Annotated in this window: 26 protein-coding genes, 2 tRNA genes and 2 rRNA genes; 7 read left to right on the top strand and 23 right to left on the bottom strand. The window is 45.4% G+C overall.

The window, feature by feature from the left end:
- Position 1 precedes the first annotated feature (1 nt).
- The 11 genes from WC227_02020 to mutM form a co-directional block, all read right to left on the bottom strand.
- Positions 2-1,747, bottom strand: coding sequence for a penicillin-binding protein 2 (locus WC227_02020; protein ID MFA6963470.1), 1,746 nt, complete (start codon positions 1,745-1,747; stop codon positions 2-4).
- Between the two features lie 18 nt (positions 1,748-1,765).
- Positions 1,766-2,128 (bottom strand): hypothetical protein, encoded by a 363-nt coding sequence (locus tag WC227_02015; protein ID MFA6963469.1) that lies wholly within the window; start codon positions 2,126-2,128, stop codon positions 1,766-1,768.
- Positions 2,129-2,467: 339 nt separating this feature from the next.
- Positions 2,468-2,899, bottom strand: coding sequence for a division/cell wall cluster transcriptional repressor MraZ (gene mraZ / locus WC227_02010; protein MFA6963468.1), 432 nt, complete (start codon positions 2,897-2,899; stop codon positions 2,468-2,470).
- A 218-nt stretch (positions 2,900-3,117) separates the two neighbouring features.
- Positions 3,118-4,494: a glycine--tRNA ligase gene (locus WC227_02005; GenBank protein ID MFA6963467.1), complete on the bottom strand. Its 1,377-nt coding sequence runs from the start codon at positions 4,492-4,494 to the stop codon at positions 3,118-3,120.
- A 71-nt stretch (positions 4,495-4,565) separates the two neighbouring features.
- Complete coding sequence (locus tag WC227_02000) at positions 4,566-4,862, bottom strand: hypothetical protein (protein MFA6963466.1); 297 nt, start codon at positions 4,860-4,862, stop codon at positions 4,566-4,568.
- A 15-nt stretch (positions 4,863-4,877) separates the two neighbouring features.
- A complete protein-coding gene (gene recO, locus WC227_01995) occupies positions 4,878-5,615 on the bottom strand; it encodes a DNA repair protein RecO (GenBank protein MFA6963465.1) in 738 nt (245 codons plus the stop codon).
- 43 nt (positions 5,616-5,658) lie between these two features.
- The gene (locus WC227_01990; GenBank protein MFA6963464.1) at positions 5,659-5,964 is read right to left on the bottom strand and encodes a hypothetical protein; all 306 of its coding nucleotides are present in this window, start codon (positions 5,962-5,964) and stop codon (positions 5,659-5,661) included.
- Positions 5,951-6,721, bottom strand: a complete 771-nt coding sequence (locus WC227_01985; protein MFA6963463.1) for a sugar phosphate nucleotidyltransferase — start codon at positions 6,719-6,721, stop codon at positions 5,951-5,953. The genes WC227_01990 and WC227_01985 overlap by 14 nt, the downstream gene beginning before the upstream one ends.
- 83 nt (positions 6,722-6,804) lie before the next feature.
- Positions 6,805-7,107, bottom strand: a complete 303-nt coding sequence (locus WC227_01980; GenBank protein MFA6963462.1) for a hypothetical protein — start codon at positions 7,105-7,107, stop codon at positions 6,805-6,807.
- Positions 7,108-7,306: 199 nt separating this feature from the next.
- Positions 7,307-7,696, bottom strand: coding sequence for a hypothetical protein (locus WC227_01975; GenBank protein ID MFA6963461.1), 390 nt, complete (start codon positions 7,694-7,696; stop codon positions 7,307-7,309).
- Positions 7,697-7,704: 8 nt separating this feature from the next.
- Entirely contained in the window at positions 7,705-8,589 is an 885-nt protein-coding gene (mutM, locus tag WC227_01970) for a bifunctional DNA-formamidopyrimidine glycosylase/DNA-(apurinic or apyrimidinic site) lyase (protein ID MFA6963460.1), read from the bottom strand.
- Between the two features lie 162 nt (positions 8,590-8,751).
- On the opposite strand from mutM, the gene WC227_01965 reads away from it, so the two are divergent.
- The 4 genes from WC227_01965 to WC227_01950 all read left to right on the top strand — a co-directional run bounded on the left by WC227_01965 (position 8,752) and on the right by WC227_01950 (position 11,070).
- Positions 8,752-9,096 carry a PadR family transcriptional regulator gene (locus tag WC227_01965; protein ID MFA6963459.1) on the top strand — a complete coding sequence of 115 codons (345 nt, stop codon included), beginning with the start codon at positions 8,752-8,754 and terminating at the stop codon, positions 9,094-9,096.
- 166 nt (positions 9,097-9,262) lie between these two features.
- On the top strand, positions 9,263-9,853 hold the full coding sequence (locus WC227_01960) for a prepilin-type N-terminal cleavage/methylation domain-containing protein (protein ID MFA6963458.1): 591 nt from the start codon (positions 9,263-9,265) through the stop codon (positions 9,851-9,853).
- 18 nt (positions 9,854-9,871) lie between these two features.
- Entirely contained in the window at positions 9,872-10,477 is a 606-nt protein-coding gene (locus WC227_01955) for a type II secretion system protein (GenBank protein ID MFA6963457.1), read from the top strand.
- Positions 10,477-11,070, top strand: coding sequence for a prepilin-type N-terminal cleavage/methylation domain-containing protein (locus WC227_01950; protein ID MFA6963456.1), 594 nt, complete (start codon positions 10,477-10,479; stop codon positions 11,068-11,070). Before WC227_01955 ends, WC227_01950 begins: the two co-directional genes overlap by 1 nt.
- A 91-nt stretch (positions 11,071-11,161) precedes the next feature.
- Here the strand turns inward: WC227_01950 and rrf are convergent.
- The 5 genes from rrf to WC227_01925 form a co-directional block, all read right to left on the bottom strand.
- A 5S ribosomal RNA gene (gene rrf / locus WC227_01945) occupies positions 11,162-11,278 on the bottom strand.
- Positions 11,279-11,505: 227 nt separating this feature from the next.
- A 23S ribosomal RNA gene (locus tag WC227_01940) occupies positions 11,506-14,326 on the bottom strand.
- 547 nt (positions 14,327-14,873) lie between these two features.
- A complete protein-coding gene (locus tag WC227_01935; GenBank protein ID MFA6963455.1) occupies positions 14,874-15,317 on the bottom strand; it encodes a hypothetical protein in 444 nt (147 codons plus the stop codon).
- Between the two features lie 4 nt (positions 15,318-15,321).
- The gene (gene uppS / locus WC227_01930) at positions 15,322-16,005 is read right to left on the bottom strand and encodes a polyprenyl diphosphate synthase (GenBank protein ID MFA6963454.1); all 684 of its coding nucleotides are present in this window, start codon (positions 16,003-16,005) and stop codon (positions 15,322-15,324) included.
- A gap of 119 nt (positions 16,006-16,124) precedes the next feature.
- The gene (locus tag WC227_01925) at positions 16,125-16,568 is read right to left on the bottom strand and encodes a hypothetical protein (protein ID MFA6963453.1); all 444 of its coding nucleotides are present in this window, start codon (positions 16,566-16,568) and stop codon (positions 16,125-16,127) included.
- A gap of 59 nt (positions 16,569-16,627) precedes the next feature.
- Between WC227_01925 and WC227_01920 the strand changes: the two genes are divergently transcribed.
- The 3 genes from WC227_01920 to WC227_01910 all read left to right on the top strand — a co-directional run bounded on the left by WC227_01920 (position 16,628) and on the right by WC227_01910 (position 18,037).
- Positions 16,628-16,703, top strand: a tRNA-Ala gene (locus tag WC227_01920).
- Positions 16,704-16,821: 118 nt separating this feature from the next.
- Positions 16,822-17,328, top strand: coding sequence for an 8-oxo-dGTP diphosphatase (locus WC227_01915; GenBank protein MFA6963452.1), 507 nt, complete (start codon positions 16,822-16,824; stop codon positions 17,326-17,328).
- A gap of 184 nt (positions 17,329-17,512) precedes the next feature.
- Complete coding sequence (locus WC227_01910; protein ID MFA6963451.1) at positions 17,513-18,037, top strand: hypothetical protein; 525 nt, start codon at positions 17,513-17,515, stop codon at positions 18,035-18,037.
- 91 nt (positions 18,038-18,128) lie between these two features.
- On the opposite strand, the gene WC227_01905 is transcribed toward WC227_01910, so the two are convergent.
- From WC227_01905 to WC227_01875, 7 genes are all read right to left on the bottom strand, one after another.
- A complete protein-coding gene (locus tag WC227_01905) occupies positions 18,129-18,320 on the bottom strand; it encodes a hypothetical protein (protein MFA6963450.1) in 192 nt (63 codons plus the stop codon).
- A gap of 51 nt (positions 18,321-18,371) precedes the next feature.
- Positions 18,372-18,770: a hypothetical protein gene (locus tag WC227_01900; protein MFA6963449.1), complete on the bottom strand. Its 399-nt coding sequence runs from the start codon at positions 18,768-18,770 to the stop codon at positions 18,372-18,374.
- 98 nt (positions 18,771-18,868) lie between these two features.
- A complete protein-coding gene (locus WC227_01895) occupies positions 18,869-20,164 on the bottom strand; it encodes an MFS transporter (protein ID MFA6963448.1) in 1,296 nt (431 codons plus the stop codon).
- An 82-nt stretch (positions 20,165-20,246) separates the two neighbouring features.
- Positions 20,247-20,735: a DUF456 domain-containing protein gene (locus tag WC227_01890; GenBank protein ID MFA6963447.1), complete on the bottom strand. Its 489-nt coding sequence runs from the start codon at positions 20,733-20,735 to the stop codon at positions 20,247-20,249.
- A gap of 139 nt (positions 20,736-20,874) precedes the next feature.
- Positions 20,875-20,951, bottom strand: a tRNA-Ile gene (locus tag WC227_01885).
- Positions 20,952-21,122: 171 nt separating this feature from the next.
- Positions 21,123-21,884 carry a nucleotidyltransferase family protein gene (locus tag WC227_01880; protein MFA6963446.1) on the bottom strand — a complete coding sequence of 254 codons (762 nt, stop codon included), beginning with the start codon at positions 21,882-21,884 and terminating at the stop codon, positions 21,123-21,125.
- A 107-nt stretch (positions 21,885-21,991) separates the two neighbouring features.
- The gene (locus tag WC227_01875) at positions 21,992-22,966 is read right to left on the bottom strand and encodes a lysylphosphatidylglycerol synthase transmembrane domain-containing protein (GenBank protein ID MFA6963445.1); all 975 of its coding nucleotides are present in this window, start codon (positions 22,964-22,966) and stop codon (positions 21,992-21,994) included.
- Between the last annotated feature and the right edge of the window lie 125 nt (positions 22,967-23,091).

Below are 23,091 nucleotides of genomic sequence, written 5' to 3'. Positions count from 1 at the left end.
TTTATTCGATCGGCTCCGTAGGAGTAGTACGGTAATGAAAGTTTAACAGAAAGTTGGATATTTCACCAAATAGCGGCACTGCGGTGGATTCGGCGTATTGAAAGGTCTTGGGACGAGTCAACTTGACCAACATCGCATACTCTGGATTATCAGAGGGGGCGAAACCTGCCGCAGTGTGGTTGAAAATACCAAGTTTGGCGTCATTGTCCTCATAGCCACCTTCTGGCTTGGCAATTTGTGCCGTACCTGTCTTGGCAGATATTTTGAATCCTGGGACCTTCGCTTTCTTGGCCGTACCATTTATCACCACATTGTAGAGCATCTGCTTCATCTGAGCGGAGACTTGTTCGCTAATAACCTGTTTGCCCTCCTCCTTCCCGATCTGTGTGAAAGAGCCGTCAGGGTGGACAATTCGATCGACAATATGAGGAACGAGATACTTTCCGTTGTTGGCTATCGCGGCATAGGCAGAGACTAGCTCTATAGGCGTCACAGCGATGCCCTGGCCGAAAGAAACGGTTGCCCTGTTGATATCCTGCCAATTCTTGATCGGAAGAGTGTAGCCTGGCACCTCAGAGTCAAGGTCGATTCCGGTCCGATCCAGAAAACCAAAAGATTTGATAGAGTTATATAGGTCAAGATTCGCCATCTTGCTGGTCAGCCAAACCATGCCAACATTGTCGGAGTGCTCCAACACCTGTGTCATTGTCTCTTTGCCGAAAGCTTTTCCCTCCGCTGTATGGATTGTGAAACCCTGGACTTCAACCGATTCGCCGAAGGTCTCCTCCGTTTCTGGCGTCACCAGGCCTTTGTCCATCGCGATAGACATAATGACAGGCTTGAAAATGCTACCTGGCTCAAACGTGCCCGCGATCGCTGGATTCATGAAAAGGGATGTGTCGGTATTGGCCTGGGTTTGGTAGTTGTTTGGGTCAAAAGTCGGCAAACTCGCCATGGCCAAAATACCACCGGTCTTCACGTCCATAATTACAACCGTGCCGGAATCAGCCTGATAATCCGTGATTGCCTTGGCCAATTTTTGCTCGACAAAATATTGGACTGAACGGTCAATCGAGAGGACATAGCTAGTGCCATTTTGTGGCTCTTTCTGAGAGAGAAGGCTGATGATCCGACCAATCGTATCTTTCTCGCCGACCAAATTCCCCTCCTTGCCCTTCAACTCATCATTATAATGCCCCTCAAAACCGTATTTGCCCTCACCCTCTTTGTTGACGAAACCGAGCACCTGAGAGGCCAAACTGCCTTCGGGGTAATTCCGACTATATTCAGGGATCACTAGGATGCCGCCAATTGCCTTAGCTTTGACTTTAGCCGCGTCATCGAAAGACAGCCCCCTCTTGAGCGGTGGAATATACATTTTGTCATTGTCGATCTTCGAAAATAATTCTTTCCCGTCAATGCTCAAAAGAGAAGCCAACTCTGTCGAGACCTTATCCTTCTCTTTGATCTGACGAGGGACGGCCCAGACTGCGAAGCTTTTGACATCCATGGCAAGGGGATAATAGACCGAATCGTCAACGTTGGAATCATGGACTAAAATTTTACCACGCTGGGCGGTTTGAACTTTTTCAAATCTCTGCTGGTCCTGAGCCATGGCTAAATAGTGGTCGTGCTTCAGGACTTGGATATCAAACATTCGCCAAAAGAGCAGTCCACCGATCGCTAATACAAAAACGCCCATGAACTTGAGGCGGCCTTCAACCGTTTTTAAATATTCTCCTCGCATAGGCGTATTATATGAGTTTTAGTTATTTTGAGCAATCTGTTTGTCACCCGCAAGATGGTTGACGCCCGAAACAGGCTCCAGCGCAGGCTTTTCGATATTTCCGTCTATCTCTTTCAGCGATTTCAATCTAGTTTGCTCTGTCTCGAGCCTTTCCTTCTCTAGCATCAAATCGCCCTTGCGGCTTTCGATGTCTCTGGTTTTGACGCTTCGACCAGCGCCTGCGGTAGATTGACCCAAGTATACAACTGCCAAAACAGCGGCAATAATAATTGTGATAAATTTAATTGCGTTTGGTCCGATCACAACTTCGCGTTTGACCGTTTTTTTCTTGAATCCGCGCTCCGATGAGCCGCTATTTGTGATAACATATCCTCTTCCCAAAGCAACCTCCAATAAAAATTAGTTATGCGCCACGTACGTTCTCCATCTGCAATTCGGATAATTTCGAATTTGTATGTTAATTAGTCTGAAGAATCATCAGCCAGCGAGTTTTGTTTCGTCATCACTTAATGTATAATTAAGTAGATGTATTGACCCGCCTTGTTCCGATAAATCGGAATGAAGCGGGTTTTTTGCTGTCGTTTTGACAATTTTTTTGTTTTCGCTTGATATAATCAAGGTTAAACCTCGCCCCCTCCTCAAAGAAAACGAGATTTGTGCTGGCTGCTGATTCTTATGACTAATTTTCAATGTACTTCTCTCTGCCTCTCCGACCCTATTTTAGAATCCTATTTCGCTCAGATTCTCTGCGACTTCCTCAGAATTCTCCTCCATCCCCTTCTTGAACTCTGTCCACTTGTTCTCTGACCATATCTCGACTCGATTGTACATTCCGTTGAGCGTCACCTTCGATTTGATCCCGGCATATGCTGACAGATACTTTGGCAAATTGATTCGTCCGACTCTATCGATCTCGCACTCTACCGCCCCCGAGAGGATAAACCTAGCGAAAGAGCGTGAATTTTTCTGAGTTACTGGTAGCTCTGAAATCTTTTCGGCCAAAGCGTGCCAATCGGCGGTAGGATAGAGCCAGAGACATCCGTCTAAACCCCTTGTGACTACACATCCAGAGGCTAAATCACCGCGGAATTTGACCGGGACTGAAACTCTTCCCTTATCATCAATAGAATGTGAATACTCTCCGATAAACATGTTTTAATCTCAGATATTTATTAATCACCCTCCCACTTCTTCCCACTTTTTACCACTTGTTCATATTGTAAGCCCTGTTCGCTTCTCAGTCAACCAAAAAGCCCCATATATTGTGGATATTTCTGCATACCAAAAAAATCAGCTCCAGAAGAGCTGATTTTTTATATTTTGGCAGTATTATTCGATCAGAACCAACTATTAAATCTCAAAGGGATATCTTATCTCAATTTGCCAGCAATCAAAGTAGCAATTTCTGCAATTGATACTCTCTCTTGCTCCATCGTGTCACGATCTCTCAGTGTGACAGATTTGTCAGTCAGAGAGTCGAAATCTACCGTGATACACCAAGGAGTGCCAATCTCGTCCTGTCGACGATAACGGCGCCCCACAGAGCCTGATTCATCATAAAATGTAGTGATACCATGCCTTTTCAGATCCTCTGAGATTTTCTTGGCGATTTCTGGCAAACCTTCCTTCTTGACCAGTGGGAAAATTCCAACCTTAACTGGCGCCAATTTGGGATGAATTCTCATAGTAACTTCCCCCTCCTTGCGTCCGTCCGTGCCGTCTGATTCGTCATACGCATCAACAAGGAAAGCCAACATCGCGCGATCAACACCTTGGGAGGGCTCAATCACATAGGGAGTGAATTTCTTGCCAGATTCTTCATCAAAATATTTGAGCTCCTGGCCAGAAGCCTTCTCGTGTTCAGACAAGTCATAATCGGTTCGCTGGGCAATTCCAGCTAATTCTGAGGTGCCAAAAGGAAATTCATATTCAATATCGGTCGTCCCGGCAGAATAGTGAGATAATTCTGATTTGTCATGAGCTCGAAGTTTCAGATTTTCTGGATTGACTCCAAGATCCAAATAGAAATTTTTGACCTGTTCGATCCAAAAGTCATGCCACTTCTTCGACTCCGCCTTGTCTGGAGCGACAAAAAATTCGATCTCCATCTGTTCAAATTCACGGGTGCGAAATATGAAGTTGCCAGGGGTAATCTCATTGCGAAAAGCCTTGCCGATTTGGGCTATACCAAAAGGAATTTTCACCCGAGTAGATTGCAATACATTTTGGAAATTGATGAATATTCCCTGAGCTGTCTCTGGACGCAAATAGGCCACAGACGAGGAATCATCGGTCACCCCGATGAAGGTCTTGAACATCAAGTTGAATTCTTTGGCATCAGTGAAACTATGCTCGCCGCCCTGTGGGCAGACTACCATAGCCTTCTCTTCCTTCGTCATCTCCTCGTGATTCTTGTATTTCTCTTTGGCTTCGTTGGCATGATCAACTCGGAAACGCTGGTTGCACTTCTTGCACTCAAAAAGCGGGTCGGAAAAAGAGGTCAGATGTCCCGACGCCTGCCATACTTTGGGATTTTGGATGATAGCGCTATCGAGACCAACAACATCATCACGAAATGTGACGAAGCGTCTCCACCACTCGTCTTTGATATTTTTCTTCATCTGAGACCCGAGTGGGCCAAAATCGTATGCATTGGCAAATCCGCCATAAATTTCAGAGGACGGATAGACAAAACCACGCCTCTTACAAAGTGAAATTATTTTTTCCATCTTGTCGTTCTTGCCCATCATTTCCTTCGATTAAGTAACCCTACTATAGCAGAAAAAAATCCCTCGATAAAGTTAGTTCTTACAATCGACTAATTGCCGAGGCTCAACTGCCCAGAGGGATCAATTGTGCGTCTGTAGACCGCAGATTTGGTGTCATCATCAGGATCGGGGCCAGTCGCGACATCCCACTGTTTTCTGTTGGTTTGGTCTACGATATCGACAGCCTTATTCCACTCCGACAAATTGTCCTGATTGAATTTAAAAACTAACGCCCAATTCTCACTCACAATTTGTTCACGGTCAATAGCGCCGCATGACATCACTCGAAATTTGTTTTGGTCAGGAAGGCCAAGATTCCCTATGCCATAATTTGTCACTTCGCTCATTTCATACCTCACATTTTATTTTATCAAAAATATTTTGCTCTTCAGCTCTCGCTCTAGGATGCTCCCTACATAATTGGCCAGAATTTTTTCGACTTCCTTCTCGGCTGATTCGGCCAGCTTGAGTCGGCTAATCGTGCCCAAGTCACTTCGCTCGAAGAAATGGAGCAATTTGACCGCTTCGTCCCCTATCCGCTCGCCGTGGTGATGAATCTTCTGACAATTTGTGCAAATTATACCACCTTCGACCGAATCCCAAAAATTTTCACCTGGTGCAATTTTCTCTTTGCAGTGGACACAATTATTTAGCTCGGGTTTGAACCCGGCATATTCGACGATTTTGAGCTCGAATCCCCTCAAAACTATCGACCTGATCCCTATCTCTATCTGCTCGAGTCCGTTTTCAAATAATTGGAATATTTCGGGGATTTTCTGCCGTTCCTCGATAAATCGGTCGACTAATTCTCCAAAGTAGAATGCTTGGCCGACTTTTCCAAAATTTTCATGCAGAGAGTGAAAGGGCCGCTCTATTGCCGCTCCGGTCACGATATAGAAAGTTTTTCCCTCATGCAATTGCAAATCGACCAGCATAAAAGGCTCCAGCGCTCCAGCTAGGTGAGACTTGATCTTGCGAATCCCCTTGGCCATCACTTTGATCTTGCCGAGTCGATCTGTCAAAACCGTCAAAATACGATCGGCTTCGCCAAAATTGGTACCTTTCAAGACTACCGCTCTAACTCTTAGTTGATTTGGCATAAGCTAATCAAACGATATTGAGAGCAAAAATGCAACAGGTAGACTAGTTGCCAGACTTGGTGATATAGAAAAGAAAAATAATCGCGATAATAAGTAGCAATAGAATAAGACGATGTGTGACGGAACTCCAGGGGCTGATGTGCCAATTGTAGTACCATGGAAATCTCATCCTCAGATTGTTATGCACTTTGGCCATCGGAGAAAAATCGGTCCGAGTAGAATCGTGGATCGTTTTGATCTTGTAGTCCAACAGCATCATCGCCTTTTCCTTCGATTGCTCATCTCTAACGACATCAGTAAGCTCGTCCTTCAGCCCTCCTACTTTCTCTTGAACCTTAGCTTCTGTCATTTTCCTCGATTCTTTCTTTCAATATTTTTTCTGCGAGCGCCAATTGATCGGGGTTATTGATACCGAGCGCTTCCGACTCTCTCGAGACGGGCATAGCCACAATTCGCTTGTTCTGCTCCTTGGCCTTCACAATCATATCGGTCAAATAAAATTCATGCTGAGCATTCTCATTGCCTATTTTCTCTATATTATCCCAAAACCATTCAGCGTTAAAGATGTAGAACCCTGGGTTTGACTCTTTGACTAGGGACTCCTCTGGTGTGCAATCCTTTTGCTCCACAATTCCTATCACTTCGCCACTATCATCGCGCAGAATTCGGCCAAATCCCCAAAACTTTGGATCGTCAAATACGACCGAAAGCATCGCCACAGTTGGTTTTTCTTGTTCATAAAGTTCGATAATTTTCTTCACCGTGCTCGGCTTGTAGAGTGGATTGTCACCGTAAAAAATGATGATTGACTCAGTCTTGCCCCGCAAAAGTGGCTTGGCCATCGCCGCGGCATGGCCAGTACCAAGCTGATTTTCTTGAACAGCGTAAGATACTTCGTCTTTGAAAAAATCCTCGATCAGCTCCTTCTTGTACCCGACTACCAAGACGACATCATCTATGCCCGCATGCCTGATCAAATCGACACTATGGCGGATGATCGGCTCGCCAGCAATCTCAAACATTACTTTCGGAATCGGTGAATCAGAACCGTCGTTCATCCTGGTGCCCTTGCCAGCGGCAAGGATAATCGCTGCGTATTTTTCCATAATCAGTAATCCGTTACTTTTATGAAGAAAGTATAGCAAGAAATAAAAGGAGGTGTCCAGATCGGACACCTCATAGGGTAGAGTTAATTCGCGAACAAAGGATAGTAGTGAGCGCTGACCATCTGAGTGATGTAGCGCTTGACCGCGAATTGGCGGCCTGGGCCGAGCGACTCGAGAAATTTTGCCCGCTTGCGAACGGTGCGCAGATTGGCGCCCTGGATTGTCAGGATGATGACCCCTGTTACGTCTCCAATGTGGAGAGACGCATGATGCTCCAGAGCCTTCATGCTTACCTTCCAAATTTCGTCGTAACGTTCACGGTCAGACAGATGCTTTTTCTCGCCTTCGGGGCCGAAAGGATCTCGAACAAAATAGTCCTTTCTCATGGGGATCTCCTTTTTGGGGAATTTTTGCTTCGTACGGAGCCTTAGAATGATCCAAGGCCCATAAAAACAAAAAACTGGCCATCTGGCCAGTAGCTTCAACGTTTTTTGAGTAATACGCTAAATAGACTGGCCCTTGGTCAGAGTAAAGTAAAAGAAAAACCAGTTTTTGTTAGCGATAAGATTCATTACAAATATACTATCAAAGCTTGGGACTATTTTCAAGGTCGCTTGGCAAGCCAAGTTTCGTACCGATCTGTTGTAAACTTTTTACAAGCTCCTCTTTTTTCTCGTCCGAAATGTCTGGACGATCCTTGACCCCCGGAGCTAACGATTTATATTCGTCTTTTAATGCTTGCAAATCTCCCATCGCTTCTTCGTATTTTCCGGGCAAACAGTATTTGTTTGGCAAGAATTTCTTGCCATCCGGAGATTCAGCGAAGCCAGAAACGCTCTGCAAGACTGAGCCATAAGCGGCCAACCAATCATTGCCGCCCTTGGCAAGTTCTTCGTTCATCCGCTCCGGCAAAGTGTCGAATAAATTAACTAATTCTTCGACCAAAAATTTTTCATCTTCATTTTCAAATTCCATTTTCTTCCTTATTTCTGGCAGCTCGGGCAATAATGCGTACCGCGTCCGCCAAGCGTTATTCTCTTAATTGTATCATCACAACCGTCAGGACAATACGCGCCGGTGTGTCGGTATACATTGGTGTGATCGTTCATCGTGCCCTGATTACCAAAAGCGTCGACATAAGTATCCTCGGAGGACCCGCCATATTTTAATCCTAGTTCCAACGCTTTAACAATTGATTCGCGGATCCGTCCCCACTCCGAAAGCTTGATATCCTTGACCAATCGAAGCGGCGAAATCTTGGCGTAAAATAGAGCTTCATCGACATAAATATTGCCTACTCCGGAAATAATTTCCTGGTCTGTGATGAATTGCTTAATCTTGCGATTTGGGATCTTGGACGCCTTTCGCATCAGGTAGTCTACGGTAAACTGGTCAGAAAATGGCTCTGGACCTAACTTTTTCAATTCAGTCAGATTATCCAGATCCTTCGTATCATACAATTTCATATAGCCAAAACGACGTAAATCGTTGAAGAACAAAACCGAATTATCATCAAAATAAAAAATCGAACGTGTATGAACGTTTGGCAATTTGGCCACCCAATCTGGGCTAGGATGACCGCCAGCCACCCGAGATTTCTTCAGCTGGAAATCCTTGCCTCCCGCACTTTCCTCCCAAATCAGTTGCCCCGTCATTTTCAAATGTGTCAAAATCGACTTTTTGTTATCCAGCTTGAAGATGAGAATCTTGGCTCGGCGCTCGACATCGATAATTTTGGCACCAATAATCTCCTTGGGCTCAAATTGGATAACTTTAACGTCACGTTTCTCAAAATTAGTTATCGCTTTCCCGCAAATAACTTCCTTGAGCCCACGTCTGATTGTCTCAACTTCTGGTAATTCTGGCATTTGATTCACTTCCTTCGGCCAAATTATAGCACAATTCCGAAATCTCAACACGGTTGACAAGATAGTGAGATTGATATAAGTTAAAGATACGACGACGAGCGAGGGAACTCGCTTTTTCAATTCTAAAAATATTAGCAATAAAACTAATTTGCGGAGTGAATTGTGGATTTGACCAATGAAGGCTACTGGCGGAAATTAATCAATCAGGGACTGATTAAATTCTTCCTATTAAAAACACTTTACAAGGACAAAGAATCCTACGGTTATCGTATTGTCAAAAGAATTGAAGAGCTTTCCGAGGGCACTTGTCGACCAACCGAGTCAACGATTTACCCAGCGCTTGAGCAATTGAAAAACGAAGGCTACGCCACCACTCACGAAGTTGCCGCTGGTTCTCGCGTCCGAATTCTCTATTCCCTGACCGAGAAGGGTCGTTCTGCTTACCGTATCGCCGCCAAATCATATGGCGAAATCATTCCGCTCCTGCGCGAGGCGATTCTGCTCTAATTGACAGGTTTGGTATAATTAAATAAGAATAATTAAAATAAGGCATATTATGACAATTGATCCAGGATCATGCGGCGGCTGCACCGGTTGCGGCGCCTAGTCACAAAAATACCCCCGAGCAATCGGGGGTATTTTTTATTTACCAATTGTCTTGTATAATATTGACATGCAAAACAGGAGGGGTTTTACATTGATAGAACTTCTTGTAGTCGTCGCCATCATTGGAATTTTGGCGACTGTTGTCGTGATCAATTTGACGACTGCTCAGAAGAAAGCCAGGGATGCGAAAAGAATCTCTGATATAGAGAGCGTCGCTACAGCGGCGAGGCTTTATAAATTAGACAATGGCACATATCCAGCCAAAGACGACTCGTGCGGCGGCAGGGGGGCCACCGATTGGTGTTACTACGGGGCGCAGTACATACAAGGCAACAACACTCACGGGCACTTGGGAACAGGCAATATTTTGGCGGACAACTTTCGAAACTATATTTCAGTCCTCCCAACGGATCCAACCAATAGAAATATTGCCTTCAAGTATATATATAATAATAATTTGGGCCCGTCGAACGGTATTGTTATCCGAGCCTGGCTCGAGACAACCGCTGGCAACTATGGTGACAAAACATGTTACGGTCAATTCTTGGAAACAAAGCCTGAATGGGGCAATTCCGTGCAAGATGGCGGTTGGAACCTTGGCGGGAAAACTGATTGCGACGTTCCTACTATTATTGACCAACCTGGTTGGATTTTGTAGGCAAACAATTTTTTTAAGATGAAAAAACAACAGACAAGAAATAGAGCTTTTACCCTCATAGAACTTCTGGTGGTTGTCGCCATCATCGGTATTTTGACGACTGTTGTCGTGGTCAATCTGACAACTGCGCAGAAGAAAGCCAGAGACGCCAAGAGAGTTTCCGATATTCAAGAGATAAATAAAGCTGTTCAGCTTGAAGCAATGGCCAGGGGCAGCAGCAGCTACTACGACAGTGCTTGTGCGAATACCAGCTGGACAGTCAAAGAACAAAATTTTAAGAAGATACTCGTGCCTGCATATTTGCCCACCATGCCCGTAGACCCAGTCGTTAGATACGATACGCGCAAAGACCCGAACCATGCCTACAATGTTCAGTATGTGTATTATACGGGTGTGCAGGGTCTGGATTGCGCAGTTCCCACCTACTTAGCAACCACATATTACTTATGGACAGGATTAGACACGCCAAACAGTAATCTTGCAAATTCATCAGGCGTCCCGGGCGCCACCACCATACTGACAAACTTAAAAGGAAGTGGTGCTGTAGACAGTACGGTTTGGAACACTTCATATACCGACCGCCAAGACGTGAATAATTTCTTCGTTATAAAAATAGGGAGCTAATGAAAGCAAGCCCGAAAAAATTTCATTCTGGCTTTACCCTTATCGAGCTCCTGGTAGTCGTCGCCATCATCGGTATTTTGGCGACTGTTGTCGTGGTCAATCTGACAACTGCGCAGAAGAAGGCACGTGATTCCAGAAGAAAAAGTGACGTGGGTCAAATCAACACAGCATACTCTCTGCTCTATCAGGACACGGGAAACTATTATATCCCCGGGACCGGTCTTAGCGGTGATGGTTGGGGCTGGATTTCATGGCTTGACGTGACCCAGACACCGAGCACATATCCGATTTCAATAGCACAGAAACTGGTTGAAGGCGGATATTTCACCGGATCAGTCCCACACGACCCACTCTTCAAAGATGAGGGCTGCTATGCTGGGATTAGTCCTAGCAGTAAATGCCGTTATGATTATTTTCAGGAAAAATGCAGTAACGGACAGGGATTTTATATTTTATCAAAATTGGAAATCTCGATAGCAGAGGATATCACAAGCATAAAAAATTTGACTTGCACAAGCGCAAGCATGGCACCAAATACTCTCGCCGATGACAACTTTTATCTCTTCCGATACAGCCAAGGCATCGGGAAATAACGTCTGTTTTCAGATATTAAAAAAATTAACCAAAAAAATATCGGAGGCAAACCCGATTTTTTGGTACAAAAAAAGACTTTAGAAAACTCTGTGTCGGCGGCGTCCTACTCTCCCGGGACCTTGTGGTCCAAGTACCATCGGCGCTGAAGTGCTTAACTTCTCTGTTCGGAATGGGAAGAGGTGTACCCACTTCGCTAAAACCACCAACACACAACTTTCTAAAGTCTCAATATTTGTTTCTTGCACACGGAGTGTGGCAATATTGCCACACTCACATTTGAAAAAAACATGAGCTCGATCTCTGGCACCAGCTTATCCCATATCGACTCGCTATCCGCCATCGGCGGAAAGAGAAGTCGAAGGACGAGCCAACACCAAAGTATCTTAAACGCTCGATAAGTTCTGGACGAATCCAGAAATTACTAGTCAAGTAGATTTTCATTGCTTTCGACCTATTAGTACCTCTCGACTGAAGACATCGCTGTCCTTACATCTAAGGCCTATCAACCTAGTGGTCTACTAGGGGTCTATATGGAAACCTAATCTTGTGGCCAGCTTCGCGCTTATATGCTTTCAGCGCTTATCCAATTGAACATAGCTACCCTGCTCTGCATTAGGTTAATGCAACAGGCGCACCAGAGGTTCACGCTCCCCGGTCCTCTCGTACTAGGGGAACACCCACTCAAGTTTCCAACGCTCACAGCAGATTAGGACCGAACTGTCTCACGACGTTCTGAACCCAGCTCGCGTACCCTTTTAACTGGCGAACAGCCAGACCCTTGGGACCTGCTTCAGCCCCAGGATAGGATGAGCCGACATCGAGGTGCCAAACCGCATCGTCTATGTGGACTATTGGATGCGATCAGCCTGTTATCCCCGGGGTAACTTTTATCCGTTGAGCGATATCTCTATCACGAGATGATATCGGATCATTAAATCCCGCTTTCGCGTCTGTTCGACTTGTAGGTCTCACAGTTAAGCATGCTTGTGCTTTTATACTTCGAGGCCCGATTTCCATCCGGGCTAAGCATACCTTTGAACGCCTCCGTTACAATTTAGGAGGCAACCGCCCCAGTTAAACTACCCACCTAGCACTGTCCTTCTCCCGTATCACAGAGAAAAGTTAGAATCAAAGAAATAAAAGGGTGGTATTTCACTGTTGACTAGACTACGACCAGAGCCATAGTTTCAAAGTCTCCCACCTATCCTACGCATTTATTTCCCCGATTCAATACCAAGCTATAGTAAAGCTCCACGGGGTCTTTCCGTCTTGCTGCGAGTAACCGGCATCTTTACCGGTTCTGTAATTTCACCGGATCTCTCCTTGAGACAGTGTCCAGATCGTTATGCCATTCGTGCGGGTCGGAACTTACCCGACAAGGAATTTCGCTACCATAGGACCGTTATAGTTACGGCCGCCATTCACTCGGGCTTAGTCGTTCCCCTAGCGTAATAAATACGATCAAGGACCGGTTTGACCTTCGAGCATTGGGCAGGCATAAGCCCATATACATCACCTTACGGTTTAGCATAGACCTGTGTTTTTGATAAACAGTCGCCTGGACTCTTTAGCTGCGGCCCTCATTGCTGAGGGCAAGCCTTATTGCGAACTTACGGCTGCTAGTTTGCAGAGTTCCTTAAGGAGAGTTCTCCCGATCACCTGAGGCTTCTCGCCTCATCCACCTGAGTCGGTTTGCGGTACGGAACTTTTATGCTTTTGAACCAAACTTTTCTTGTCCCGAGCTACACCTCGAAGAATAAACCATTATTAATTCGAGACTACGCCAAGGCGTCATTTGGGTATACATAAAAGTGCAGGGGAATATTAACCCCTTTTCCATCGTCTACGCCGCCACTACAACGGCCTCAACTTAGGACCGGCTAACCCTGGGACGATTACCGTTGCCCAGGAAACCTTGGATATTTGGTGTGCTAGTTTCTCGCTAGCATAATTCGTTACTAATCCCAACATTCTCACTTCTTGACGCTCCAACCCGCCTCGCGGCGTGATCTTCACTGCATCAAGAACGCTCCTCTACCGCTCGTTAATAAATTAACGAACCCGTGTCTTCGGTTATAATCTTGAGCCCCGTTAAATTTTCGGCGCGGAACCTCTTAACTAGACCAGTGAGCTATTACGCACTCTTTAAATGAATGGCTGCTTCTAAGCCAACATCCTGGTTGTTTTGGAGATCCTACTACCTTAACCACTTAGACTATAATTGGGGACCTTAGACGACGGTCTGGGCTGTTTCCCTTTAGAACACGAAGCTTAGCCCTCGCATTCTGACTCTGGTATGATTCAGAAAGAATTCGGAGTTTGTTTGGGTACGACAGCCGAAGCTGCCGTAAACCAGTCAGTGCTCTACCTCTTCCTGCGACAAATACCAGGCTATACCTAAATATATTTCGAGGAGAACCAGCTATTTCCAGGTTCGATTGGAATTTCTCCGCTACCCACAGCTCATCCATAAGCTTTGACACGCTTAGTGGTTCGGGCCTCCAGCGGGTTTTACCCCGCCTTCACCCTGTCCATGGGTAGATCACCTGGTTTCGGGTCTAGTATGTACAACTAATCGGCCGTTTAGGCCTCGCTTTCACTACGCCTCCGCGATCTTTCGCTTAAGCTTGCTGCACATAGCTAACTCGTTGGGTCATTCTTCAAAAGGCACGCTATCACCCCGATAAATCGAGGCTCTAACTCCTTGTAAGCGTATGGTTTCAGGTTCTATTTCACTCCCTTTATGAGGGTTCTTTTTACCTTTCCTTCACAGTACTTGTTCACTATCGGTCAGAAGATGTATTTAGTCTTGGAGCGTGAACGCCCCAGCTTCACACCAGGTTTCACGTGTCTGGTGCTACTCGGGAACATCACCTCGCTACTACTAAGATTTCGGATAAGCGACTATCACGCTCTATGGTCGTCCTTTCCAGGCTCGTTCTCCTATCTTTTCGTATTGATTATGTGAGTCCCACAACCCCGCTCGAATAAATTCGGCGGTTTGGACTAATCCCTGTTCGCTCGCCACTACTAAGGGAATCTCATTCGATTTCTTTTCCTCCGGTTACTAAGATGTTTCAGTTCACCGGCTTGCCTACCTCCCCGCACAAGGCGGGTGGTCTATAGGGTTTCCCCATTCGGACATCCTCGGATCAAAGCTTGTTTGCCAGCTCCCCGGGGCTTATCGCAGGCTACTACGTCCTTCTTCGGCATCTTCTGCCAAGGCATCCTCCATACGCCTTTAATTGCAACGAAAATTGTTAGAGGTCGAAATCTTACATCTGGCCATCAAAGATGGCTAAATGCAGAAATTCGACATAACTTCACTTGACTAGTAATTTCTGGATCCAGCTAAAAGCTGGTTACAAAAGTTTACTATTTGAGAAATTTTTTATATCGGAAGAATATTTTTACTTTGAAATGCGCTGCAAGCACACCTCAGCAAAGCTGAGTTTTCAAAGTTCTTTGTAAAATTACAGTATTTTACGTTTTTTGCCGTAATATGATTCACCTATATGAACATATTACCGCTATATAATTGTCAAAGTACAAAGTAAAAGTGCAATGTATAAAATACCTTTACCTTATAGTTGCACTCTTTGGCCCCGACTGAAATGCCTGGTTGTTCCAGACAAAAAATTAATATCACAGATAATTGTCCGCCGATGGCGAATATTGTACCTGCGACCCCCCTTGTGTAGTGTGATGAAGATCAATTTTTGATACTAAAAAGAGATTAGCAAACTGAGCAGGTATTGTCAACACTTATTGTGGACAAAATTGTTGGGGAAAAGCTCGCTCTCTATCGAGAGAGGAAATAAAAGAGAGTTAGAGCGGCAATTTGAGTAATAGCACCCCAAAAAACGCTCTGCTTGCCTTTGGGATGGATCCCTTGGTGAAAAGCACGCAACTTCCCGCCAAAGTATGTACTTCGGAACTTTTTGCGCCAAAATGGGACGTTGTCCAAGATATCAGGCAAGAGTCCGCCAAAAGCGCCCCAGAGGAACGGGCTGGAGAGAGACAGCTCTGGCTTCAGGAAAATTAGTAGCGAAGTCATCAACAATAGATCGGCGCTAGTGAAGACCCACTGTTTCCAGGTCCACTCCCCGTCTTCTAGAAGATTATCAAAGTGTGGTATGGCATCGAGGATAAAATGAAGAATAATGCCGGCCGCAAAAGCCAGAAATGGATCTCCAATGCTTTCGCCCAGCAATCCCCCTGAAATTACGTGAACGGTAGTAATCATAATATTAATTCCCGCCGAAGCGTCGTTGACGGCTGTTATATTCTAGTACGGCCTTGTCGAACTCTAGCGTCGTAAAATCTGGCCAATGAACCTTGGCAAAATAAAATTCTGAATAAGACGCCTGCCAGAGCAAAAAGCCAGAGAGGCGCTGTTCGCCAGAAGTGCGAACGATCAGATCGGGGTCAGAGGTGCCAGAAGTGTCCAGATTGTCAGAAATATTCTCAATTGTGACTGGTAATTTCTTTTCAACTAGCTTTTCGACGGCCCTCTTGATCTCATCCCGTCCCGTATAGTTCAGGGCAAGCTGGACCACCAAGCCAGTGTTGTCTTTGGTCTTCTCCAACGCTTCCCCGATGACTTTGACTAACCCCTTGGACAAGCCTTCGAGATCTCCCAGATGTCTCAACTGCATATTCTTCCCATGCAACTCATCCAGAAAATTCTTGACAAAATTAGTGAAGATCGCCATCAGATAACCCACCTCCTCCTTGGATCGGCTCCAATTCTCCTTGGAAAAACAGTACATCGTGATCGCTTCCAGCCCCTGGTTGTTGGCATAATCAATGATCTCTTTGGCTCTTTTGAATCCCGCATCATGGCCCTGAAACGAAGTCATTCCCCTCTCCTTGGCCCAGCGCCTATTGCCGTCTAGGATAAATCCGATATGTTTTGGAACTGTATTACTCATTCTTCTCTATAAAAATTAATATTTTAAACGATAGTTATAATATATCATTTTTTCGAAGTATTCAATCGAAATAAATAAGGCGTGCAGAGAAACTGCACGCCCTGGATATCCTAAATTGCTCAGCGACAACGCTGGATGCCCCATGTATCGCCATCTTGGCTAATATGTACATTCGCATTTGTCCCAAGTGCCCTGATCGCGGCTTGTATTTCGCCCAAACCAACCCCGAACGCCCCGTATAACTCGTAGTCATACCACTCAACTGCTGGTCGCCGTTCCAGGAAATCTAAAATCCGAGACTGAATGTTCGGCGATACGCTGACTGGCGATGGACGTGGAGGTGGCAATGGAGGCCGGTTGGCCTCAACTACTTTCTCTGCGGCTCTTCTCTCCGCTTGTTGCTCCTGGACTTTCTCCGTGTACTCGCGCACATTCGGACGAACCTTGGCAGTGCTCTGACGAATAATTTCGCCAGGAAATTTTTTCTTCTGCAGATGTTTTCCAATCCTCACGATAGTACCCTCACTTTTTTTGGATTTTTTTTCTTTATACCACACGCTCATTCGAAAAGCTATCGCTTATTGATCAGGACTGATTTTTTTGTTATAATACTCTCGTTTCAGGGCCCTTAGCTCAGTTGGTAGAGCGCCTCGTTTGCAACGAGGATGTCGCAGGTTCGAATCCTGTAGGGTCCACCATAAAAAATACATCAATTTATTGATGTATTTTTTATGACCCTGAGCTTGTCGAAGGGCCAGATAGATTAGTCTTTTTATTATAATAAACAAGAGTTAGAACTGTGATATAATTGAAAAAATGAGACAAATCACTACCCTTTCAATTATTGAGGATGGAAATAAAACTCTTCTTGCAATGAAGAAGCGTGGTTCTGGTGAGGGTTGGTGGAATGGTTATGGCGGAAAAGTTCAAGAAGGAGAAGCCATCGAAGAGGCCATGGTTCGTGAGCTTCAAGAAGAATCAGGAATTATTGCAAAAGTTTTCAAAGAAAGAGCCGTAATAGAATTTTTTTTCGATGGAACTGATGAAGAGGTTGAAATGCATATTTTTGAAGTAACCGAATATGAAGGTCAACCAAAGGAAACAGAAGAAATGGCACCCAAATGGTTTTTAAAAGAAGAAATTCCTTATGATAATATGTGGCCTGCTGATAGAAATTGGATGCCACTATTTTTTGAAGGAAAAGACTTCGATGGACGAGCGGTTTTTGATGGAGAAACAAAATCTTTTATTGAATCAGACTTTCATGTCAGGGAAATTGACCCCGAGCTAAGTGATATCGGGACTAGAGACAAATTGTTTTAATTCTCATTTTCGGAATATAAATTTGTTCCTTGCTATTTAGTATTATAGTTCTGACTTGCAATACTGCGTTCCACCAAAAATGCATCATGCTTGCCATGGTGTTTTTTTGATTCTCAGGATGACGATTGCCTTTTTATTCCAAAATAGTATTCTATAATCAGACAATTATTAACAAAGGAAAATGATGTTCAAAGATACAGGTATGCCTGACGATGCTAGCCTCGCGATTGATAAACCTAGCGAAGCAGAACTATTGGAGAAAAGAGAGAAACAAGCAGTCTCCCTGCTAGAGGGACTAGGATTTTCCGTATCCAAGAGGCCAGCAGAGCAACAAGTCGAAGGGCTTAGCAGGCAACAACTAAATCTGGGCCGAGATGTCGATGCCAGTCAGGCTGAATTTGAGCCAGCGGGATATTATGGTGCTGGCAAGTTTGTAGCTGAACAAAATATAAACGGTCACAATGTGACCGTTGCCTTCACTCCTCTAGGTTCTCGCACTTTCGATTCGGGAGTGTTTCTAGACAATAAGTATATCGGCGGCAATCATGACTTTCTCGAAGAGGAATTATTGATTTACGTTGAAAAAGCGATGGCTGCTGCTACTTTCGAAGCTAACCCCGGCCTACTACCAACATGGACAGAAGAGTACAAACAATTTGTAGCTGAATTCCGAGGGAAGGTTGCAGAAGCAAAATCTGCAAATCAATAGTTCCATTGTCGTCCGCAATCACAATTTTGTCACATCCAATGAAACACCTCACATATGTGAGGTGTTTCATTATCTCGCAGATAAAGCGAACCTATTGGAATAAGAGATAAAATCCGAAAGCGATCGAGGCTACTCCCATCACCTGCCAGAAAGTATAGGTCATGCCAGCGCCGGCGTGTTCTTCGATCCAACCGATACGGCCAGTACTATCGGTAAACCACTTGAAATAGCGGAGCAAGGCAAAACCAACCGCGGCGCACATCAGAAAGTATAAGAAATTCATAGACTTATTATAAATAAAATTGCCAGCCCTGGGAAGGGGCTGGCTGAAAAGTTAGACACGCTCTCTCTGGAGGAGATTGTGAAGTTCTACCGCATCAAGCGGCAAGTAAACGTGGTACATCTTGGATGTGGCCTGCTGTCCTTCTTCGGTCTGAGCGAAGAAAACCAGACGAACATCAGCACTCCGACTGAAACAAATCGGATCCTTGGCCGATTCGATCAATTTCCAAATCCGGTCCGTAAGGATCGGGTAAGTTTCTTCGAGCAGGCCAACGCGCACTGCAATGCTCGGGTCCGATTTCGGATCAACGATATTGAGAGTCTCGTAGAGCAGAACCCCTAATGGTTCCGTCCAGTGATAATATGGCGACATTCGCCGATGCGTCGGCTTGGGTGCTGAATCAACGCCTTCGTCTCGAGAATCTCGCTCAATAATTAGTTCTTCGGTCACAACAATTACCTCCCCTGATGTCCGAATATAGAAAAGATATTAGCACAAAGCTAAAATAGACGGAAGATCTCTATCCGCAAAATGTCTAGAACAAAAGTTTAGGATTCGATTTCGTTGACCGCTGCAAAGTGGCTAGGAGTATCGGTCGCGGTATCAATTTTGATTCGTTTCGGAGTCATCCGGAACAGGATAAACGCAACTATCGCTGATATGATTCCGAGAGCAGAAAAAGCAGCCTGATTGCCAAGCCGATCGGCTAGAAAACCAGCCAATATCGGTCCGATAATGTAGCCGATGTTGCCGAAAAAGTCCCCCATGCTCTCAACCTCGCGCGAAAGTGAATCTGTCTCGCCGATAAAATCGGCGTAAACGCCGTTGATCGCTGGCCAAGAGAAAGCGATGCAAGAAGAGGCCAGGAAGACAACGGCAGCCAAGGCGATTGGCTCACTGAACAGAAACATCGACGAGAGGATAAGAGAGCCGAGGATAAACCCGGCAAAGGCAGTCTTCTTCTTCCCGTATTTGGCAGTCACAGATCCAACCCCCCAGCCGACTAGGAGCGGCGGAAGCGTGAAAGCTACCATGAAAAATCCGGCAAATTCATGATATTCGGCAAAACTCTCGGCCAGAAGCGGCCCGACAGTCCAGAAAAAAGAATCGATTGTATTGATCAGACAGGTCAAGACTAGAATCGGAGCGATTACTTTGCCGATCCGATGCCAGAGACTAAATTCGAGAAGCAGGTTGATCGGCTTGATCCGCTCGCCGATATCAAGGCTCTCGACTTCCTCCTCTTTCTTCTTCTGACTAGCCGAGAATGCGGCAAAAAAACAAAGTGAGATTAAGAGAAAGAGCCAGGCCATCACAAACGGCTTCCAGTCTACTGCGTAGCCGACGATTAACCCAGCCAAAATCGGCGCGACCATATAGCCGAGAGCTCCGGCCACGTGGATTAACCCAAAGCTAGAAGAGTGCTCGGCCTTGGGCATGTGATTGCCGACAAATTCAAAATTTGAAATGTTGTGGAGGTCATAATAAAATCCCCAAATCGCCATCGCCAAGAGAAACAGTCCCATGGTGTGGGCTTTCCAGAGAATCAATGGGTAGAGCAGACATGTCACGAACATGATTATCAAGATCCGACGATGTGTCGCATTTTTGAAAATCCAGCACATGATAAAGTCGAAAATTGCGCCGGCCAGTGATGACAAACCGATGATTAGACCCATATTCGTCTTGGAAATTCCCCTCTCCACGATAAGGAGCGGGGTAATATACGAAATTATTCCATCAAAAACTGCCCAGAAAACAATCATGCCGCAGAGTAAATAAAGCAACTTGTGCTTGGACCGATACTGTCTGATATGAAGCACCAAATGTCGTAATGTTGCCAAAGTATCCTCCAAGGAAAATTAGAAATGATTATGCCATCATTATAATAGAAAAGTTTTCGGATATACAATCGTATCGGCCGTTCTATCGGAAAAAGTAAATTGAAAATAAGATGATAAAAAGTATTCCAATCATGAGGTTGGTGACGACGCCGGCCAGGCTGCCAAGCAGAGTCCCTGTCGCCGCCTTGACCGCCCTCCGAAGATTCTTGCCGCCTTGCAGGACCTCCGCCACTAATACTCCGATAAATAAGCCCAGAACAGCACCAAGAGGCGGGAAGAAAAATAAGCCAATTAATGTTCCAATCGTGCCACCGAGGATTGCCTTTTTCGAGGCGCCCGCAATCTTGGCCCCGATCAGTCCCGAAGAATAGTCGACAAAAAGAGAAGCTATCATCAAAATCAGAAAAACTGCGACATTCGAGGTCGTGAGATGAGCAAATTTGTCCAAAAATGAGTAGATAAACACAGTCGCAAACATTAGCGGAATTCCAGGCAAGAGAGGAATTACGACGCCGACCAGGCTAGCAAGCAATATAAGCAGAATGGATATGTAGATGAAAATATCTGTCATAATGAGATTATAACATGTGAATCAAAATCGCTCTAGAAACAAAAAAGAACGCTACTAAATAGTGTTCTTTTTCTGGTGGGCGTACATGGACTCGAACCATGGACCTCGTCATTATCAGTGACATCGACAGAAGCAATTTTGGTGGGCGTACATGGACTCGAACCATGGACCTCGTCATTATCAGTGACGCGCTCTAACCAGCTGAGCTATACGCCCTCCAAAATTACTCCTGAATTGTACAAGTGCTCTCATAGTGTCACAGATGAGGGCCGAAGGCCACCCTTTGGGTCTATACGCCCTCGTTAACGTTAAGATAATACCAAATTATGCGTCTTTTTTCAACCTTCCCAATAAAATACCGCCCCGGATAAACAGGGCGGTCAGAAATCAAGTTTCAAGTTTGCGGTTTATGAACCGCATATACTGTTCCCAGGTATCGGCGTCAGCGCCGATAGTGGCAGCACCATGGAAATCACATATAGTGACTTTCGTCTTGGCGCCGAGAAGTCGATCCGCGATTGTCTTGACTTCAGCCAAGCTCAGCAGACCACAAAGCATTTTGGCCATAACTCCCAGCCCCAGCTTACGAGCAAGTTTCCACTTGCTCTTGCGTAGCTCCAGGAAACCAGTGATGGTTTCCCAATTGTCGAGCATCGCCTGGCGACGAACCAGGAATAAATTCCCTCCGGTAAAAACACCTTCGCGGAACCTGACAAGTGTCCGCTTCATACCTGGATATGCTTTTTCGCAAAGTGCGGCTGGCACAACCGGGTAGACAATGTCAGCCTTTGACGATATCGCATCCTCAAGAAAGAATCGAACGGCGTGTGGAGCGATGTCCGGCAAATCAGCAGTAGCAATCAAAACATACTCTGCGTTGCCAGCCTCTTTGAGGCCGATCTTCAGGCTTTCTGCCATCGTCTCGCCGCCTCGAAGAGTTCGGATGAAGTTTGGATCAACCCCGTCCTGTCCAGTGATCATCAGACCCCCTCGAAGCCCCGCCCCACGGATAGCCGCGAGGACCCATTCGTAAAGATGCTTGTTGCGGTACATCGCCATCGCTGGATATGGTTGGCCGCTGTGAGTCAGAAAATCTGAGTTTGTGCCTGCCGCCAAGATAAGCGGCATAATGTTGCTTGTATTCAACATGCTTTACCCTCCACTCCCCTCGTTGGGGTCATGCCGAACACGATACAACTTTATTGATTTGTTGTCAACAAAAAAGACCCGGGCACAGGTCAATTTTTGAGATCAAACTATTTGCTCTGATTGAACAAATCGAGCTTGTGGAACGGCCAAAAACCAAGAAGAAATGGTATCCAATATAGAATACCGCGATAAGCCAGCGTGATCAGAAGAGCATTTCCGACCGGGATGCCGAGGCTAGTCATAGCCAATGTCATCGCACCCTCAGCCACACCAGCTCCCTGCGGAGTAATCGAAACAACCGTAAACAAAGTGCCGACAGCATAAAAAATTAATGTTTGGCCCAGATGGGAACCCTGGCCAAACGCAAGCAATATCAGGGCCAAAGTCGCAATATTAATAACCTGCAATGCCAGCCCAAGATAAAAAGCTTTGGGCAAATAATCCCTAATTCGCCCGCTTACCTTGGGTGATTCTTCGCCTGGAAGATCAATGCCAAATTTGCTCAGGCTCCCAGACAGCCAGCCAAAAACCTTCTTGCCGACTTTGCGATTCTTCATATATAGAAGCGCCAAGGTGCCCAGGACAAAGACTATCAAGGTGAAAACTAGAAAAGCAGTTTTATAGTATCCGGCAGTAACATGATTGTCGCCGAAGAAAAGGAATGGGAGTAATGCGATCACCCAGAAAATTGCTAGGTCACCGATCGCAACAGTCAGAGCGGCGAAAGTCGCTGAGACAACTGGCTTGTCCTCCTTTTTTGCCTCTGCGCTAAAGAGTGCCACTTTGCCGACAGTGGCGATAGGCAATGCAACATCAGTAAATTTGGAAGCACAATAAAGCTGAAGCAAATTCCTGAAAGTATAATTGAGTCCGAAAAAGTTGAAATAGATCTTGAGATACTTGGCATAAAGCGGATAATAGAAAACTTGTACGATCACGGCTAGCAGTACCCAACGCCAATCACCTGCCATCAGAGCATCGGCAATCTGCTTCGACTGATCAAACTGCTTGTACAAGACATAGCCCGCTACCACCAATAACAACAAGAAAAGGAATTTTCCGAAAGAGTATTTATTCTTCATGTGGTAATTATACTGAAACGAAGCTGAACTGGGAAGAGTGGTATGTGGGTAAATTAGATTCCAAACATAAAAAAGAGCCCCTTCGGGGCTCTTTTTTAGAAATTCACAGAGATCGAAACGTTGAG

Source organism: Patescibacteria group bacterium (assembly GCA_041671645.1).
In the GTDB taxonomy this organism is placed as follows: Bacteria; Patescibacteriota; UBA1384; order XYA2-FULL-43-10; family 1-14-0-10-43-13; genus JBAZBD01.
This window is presented reverse-complemented; position numbering and strand designations above follow the sequence as displayed.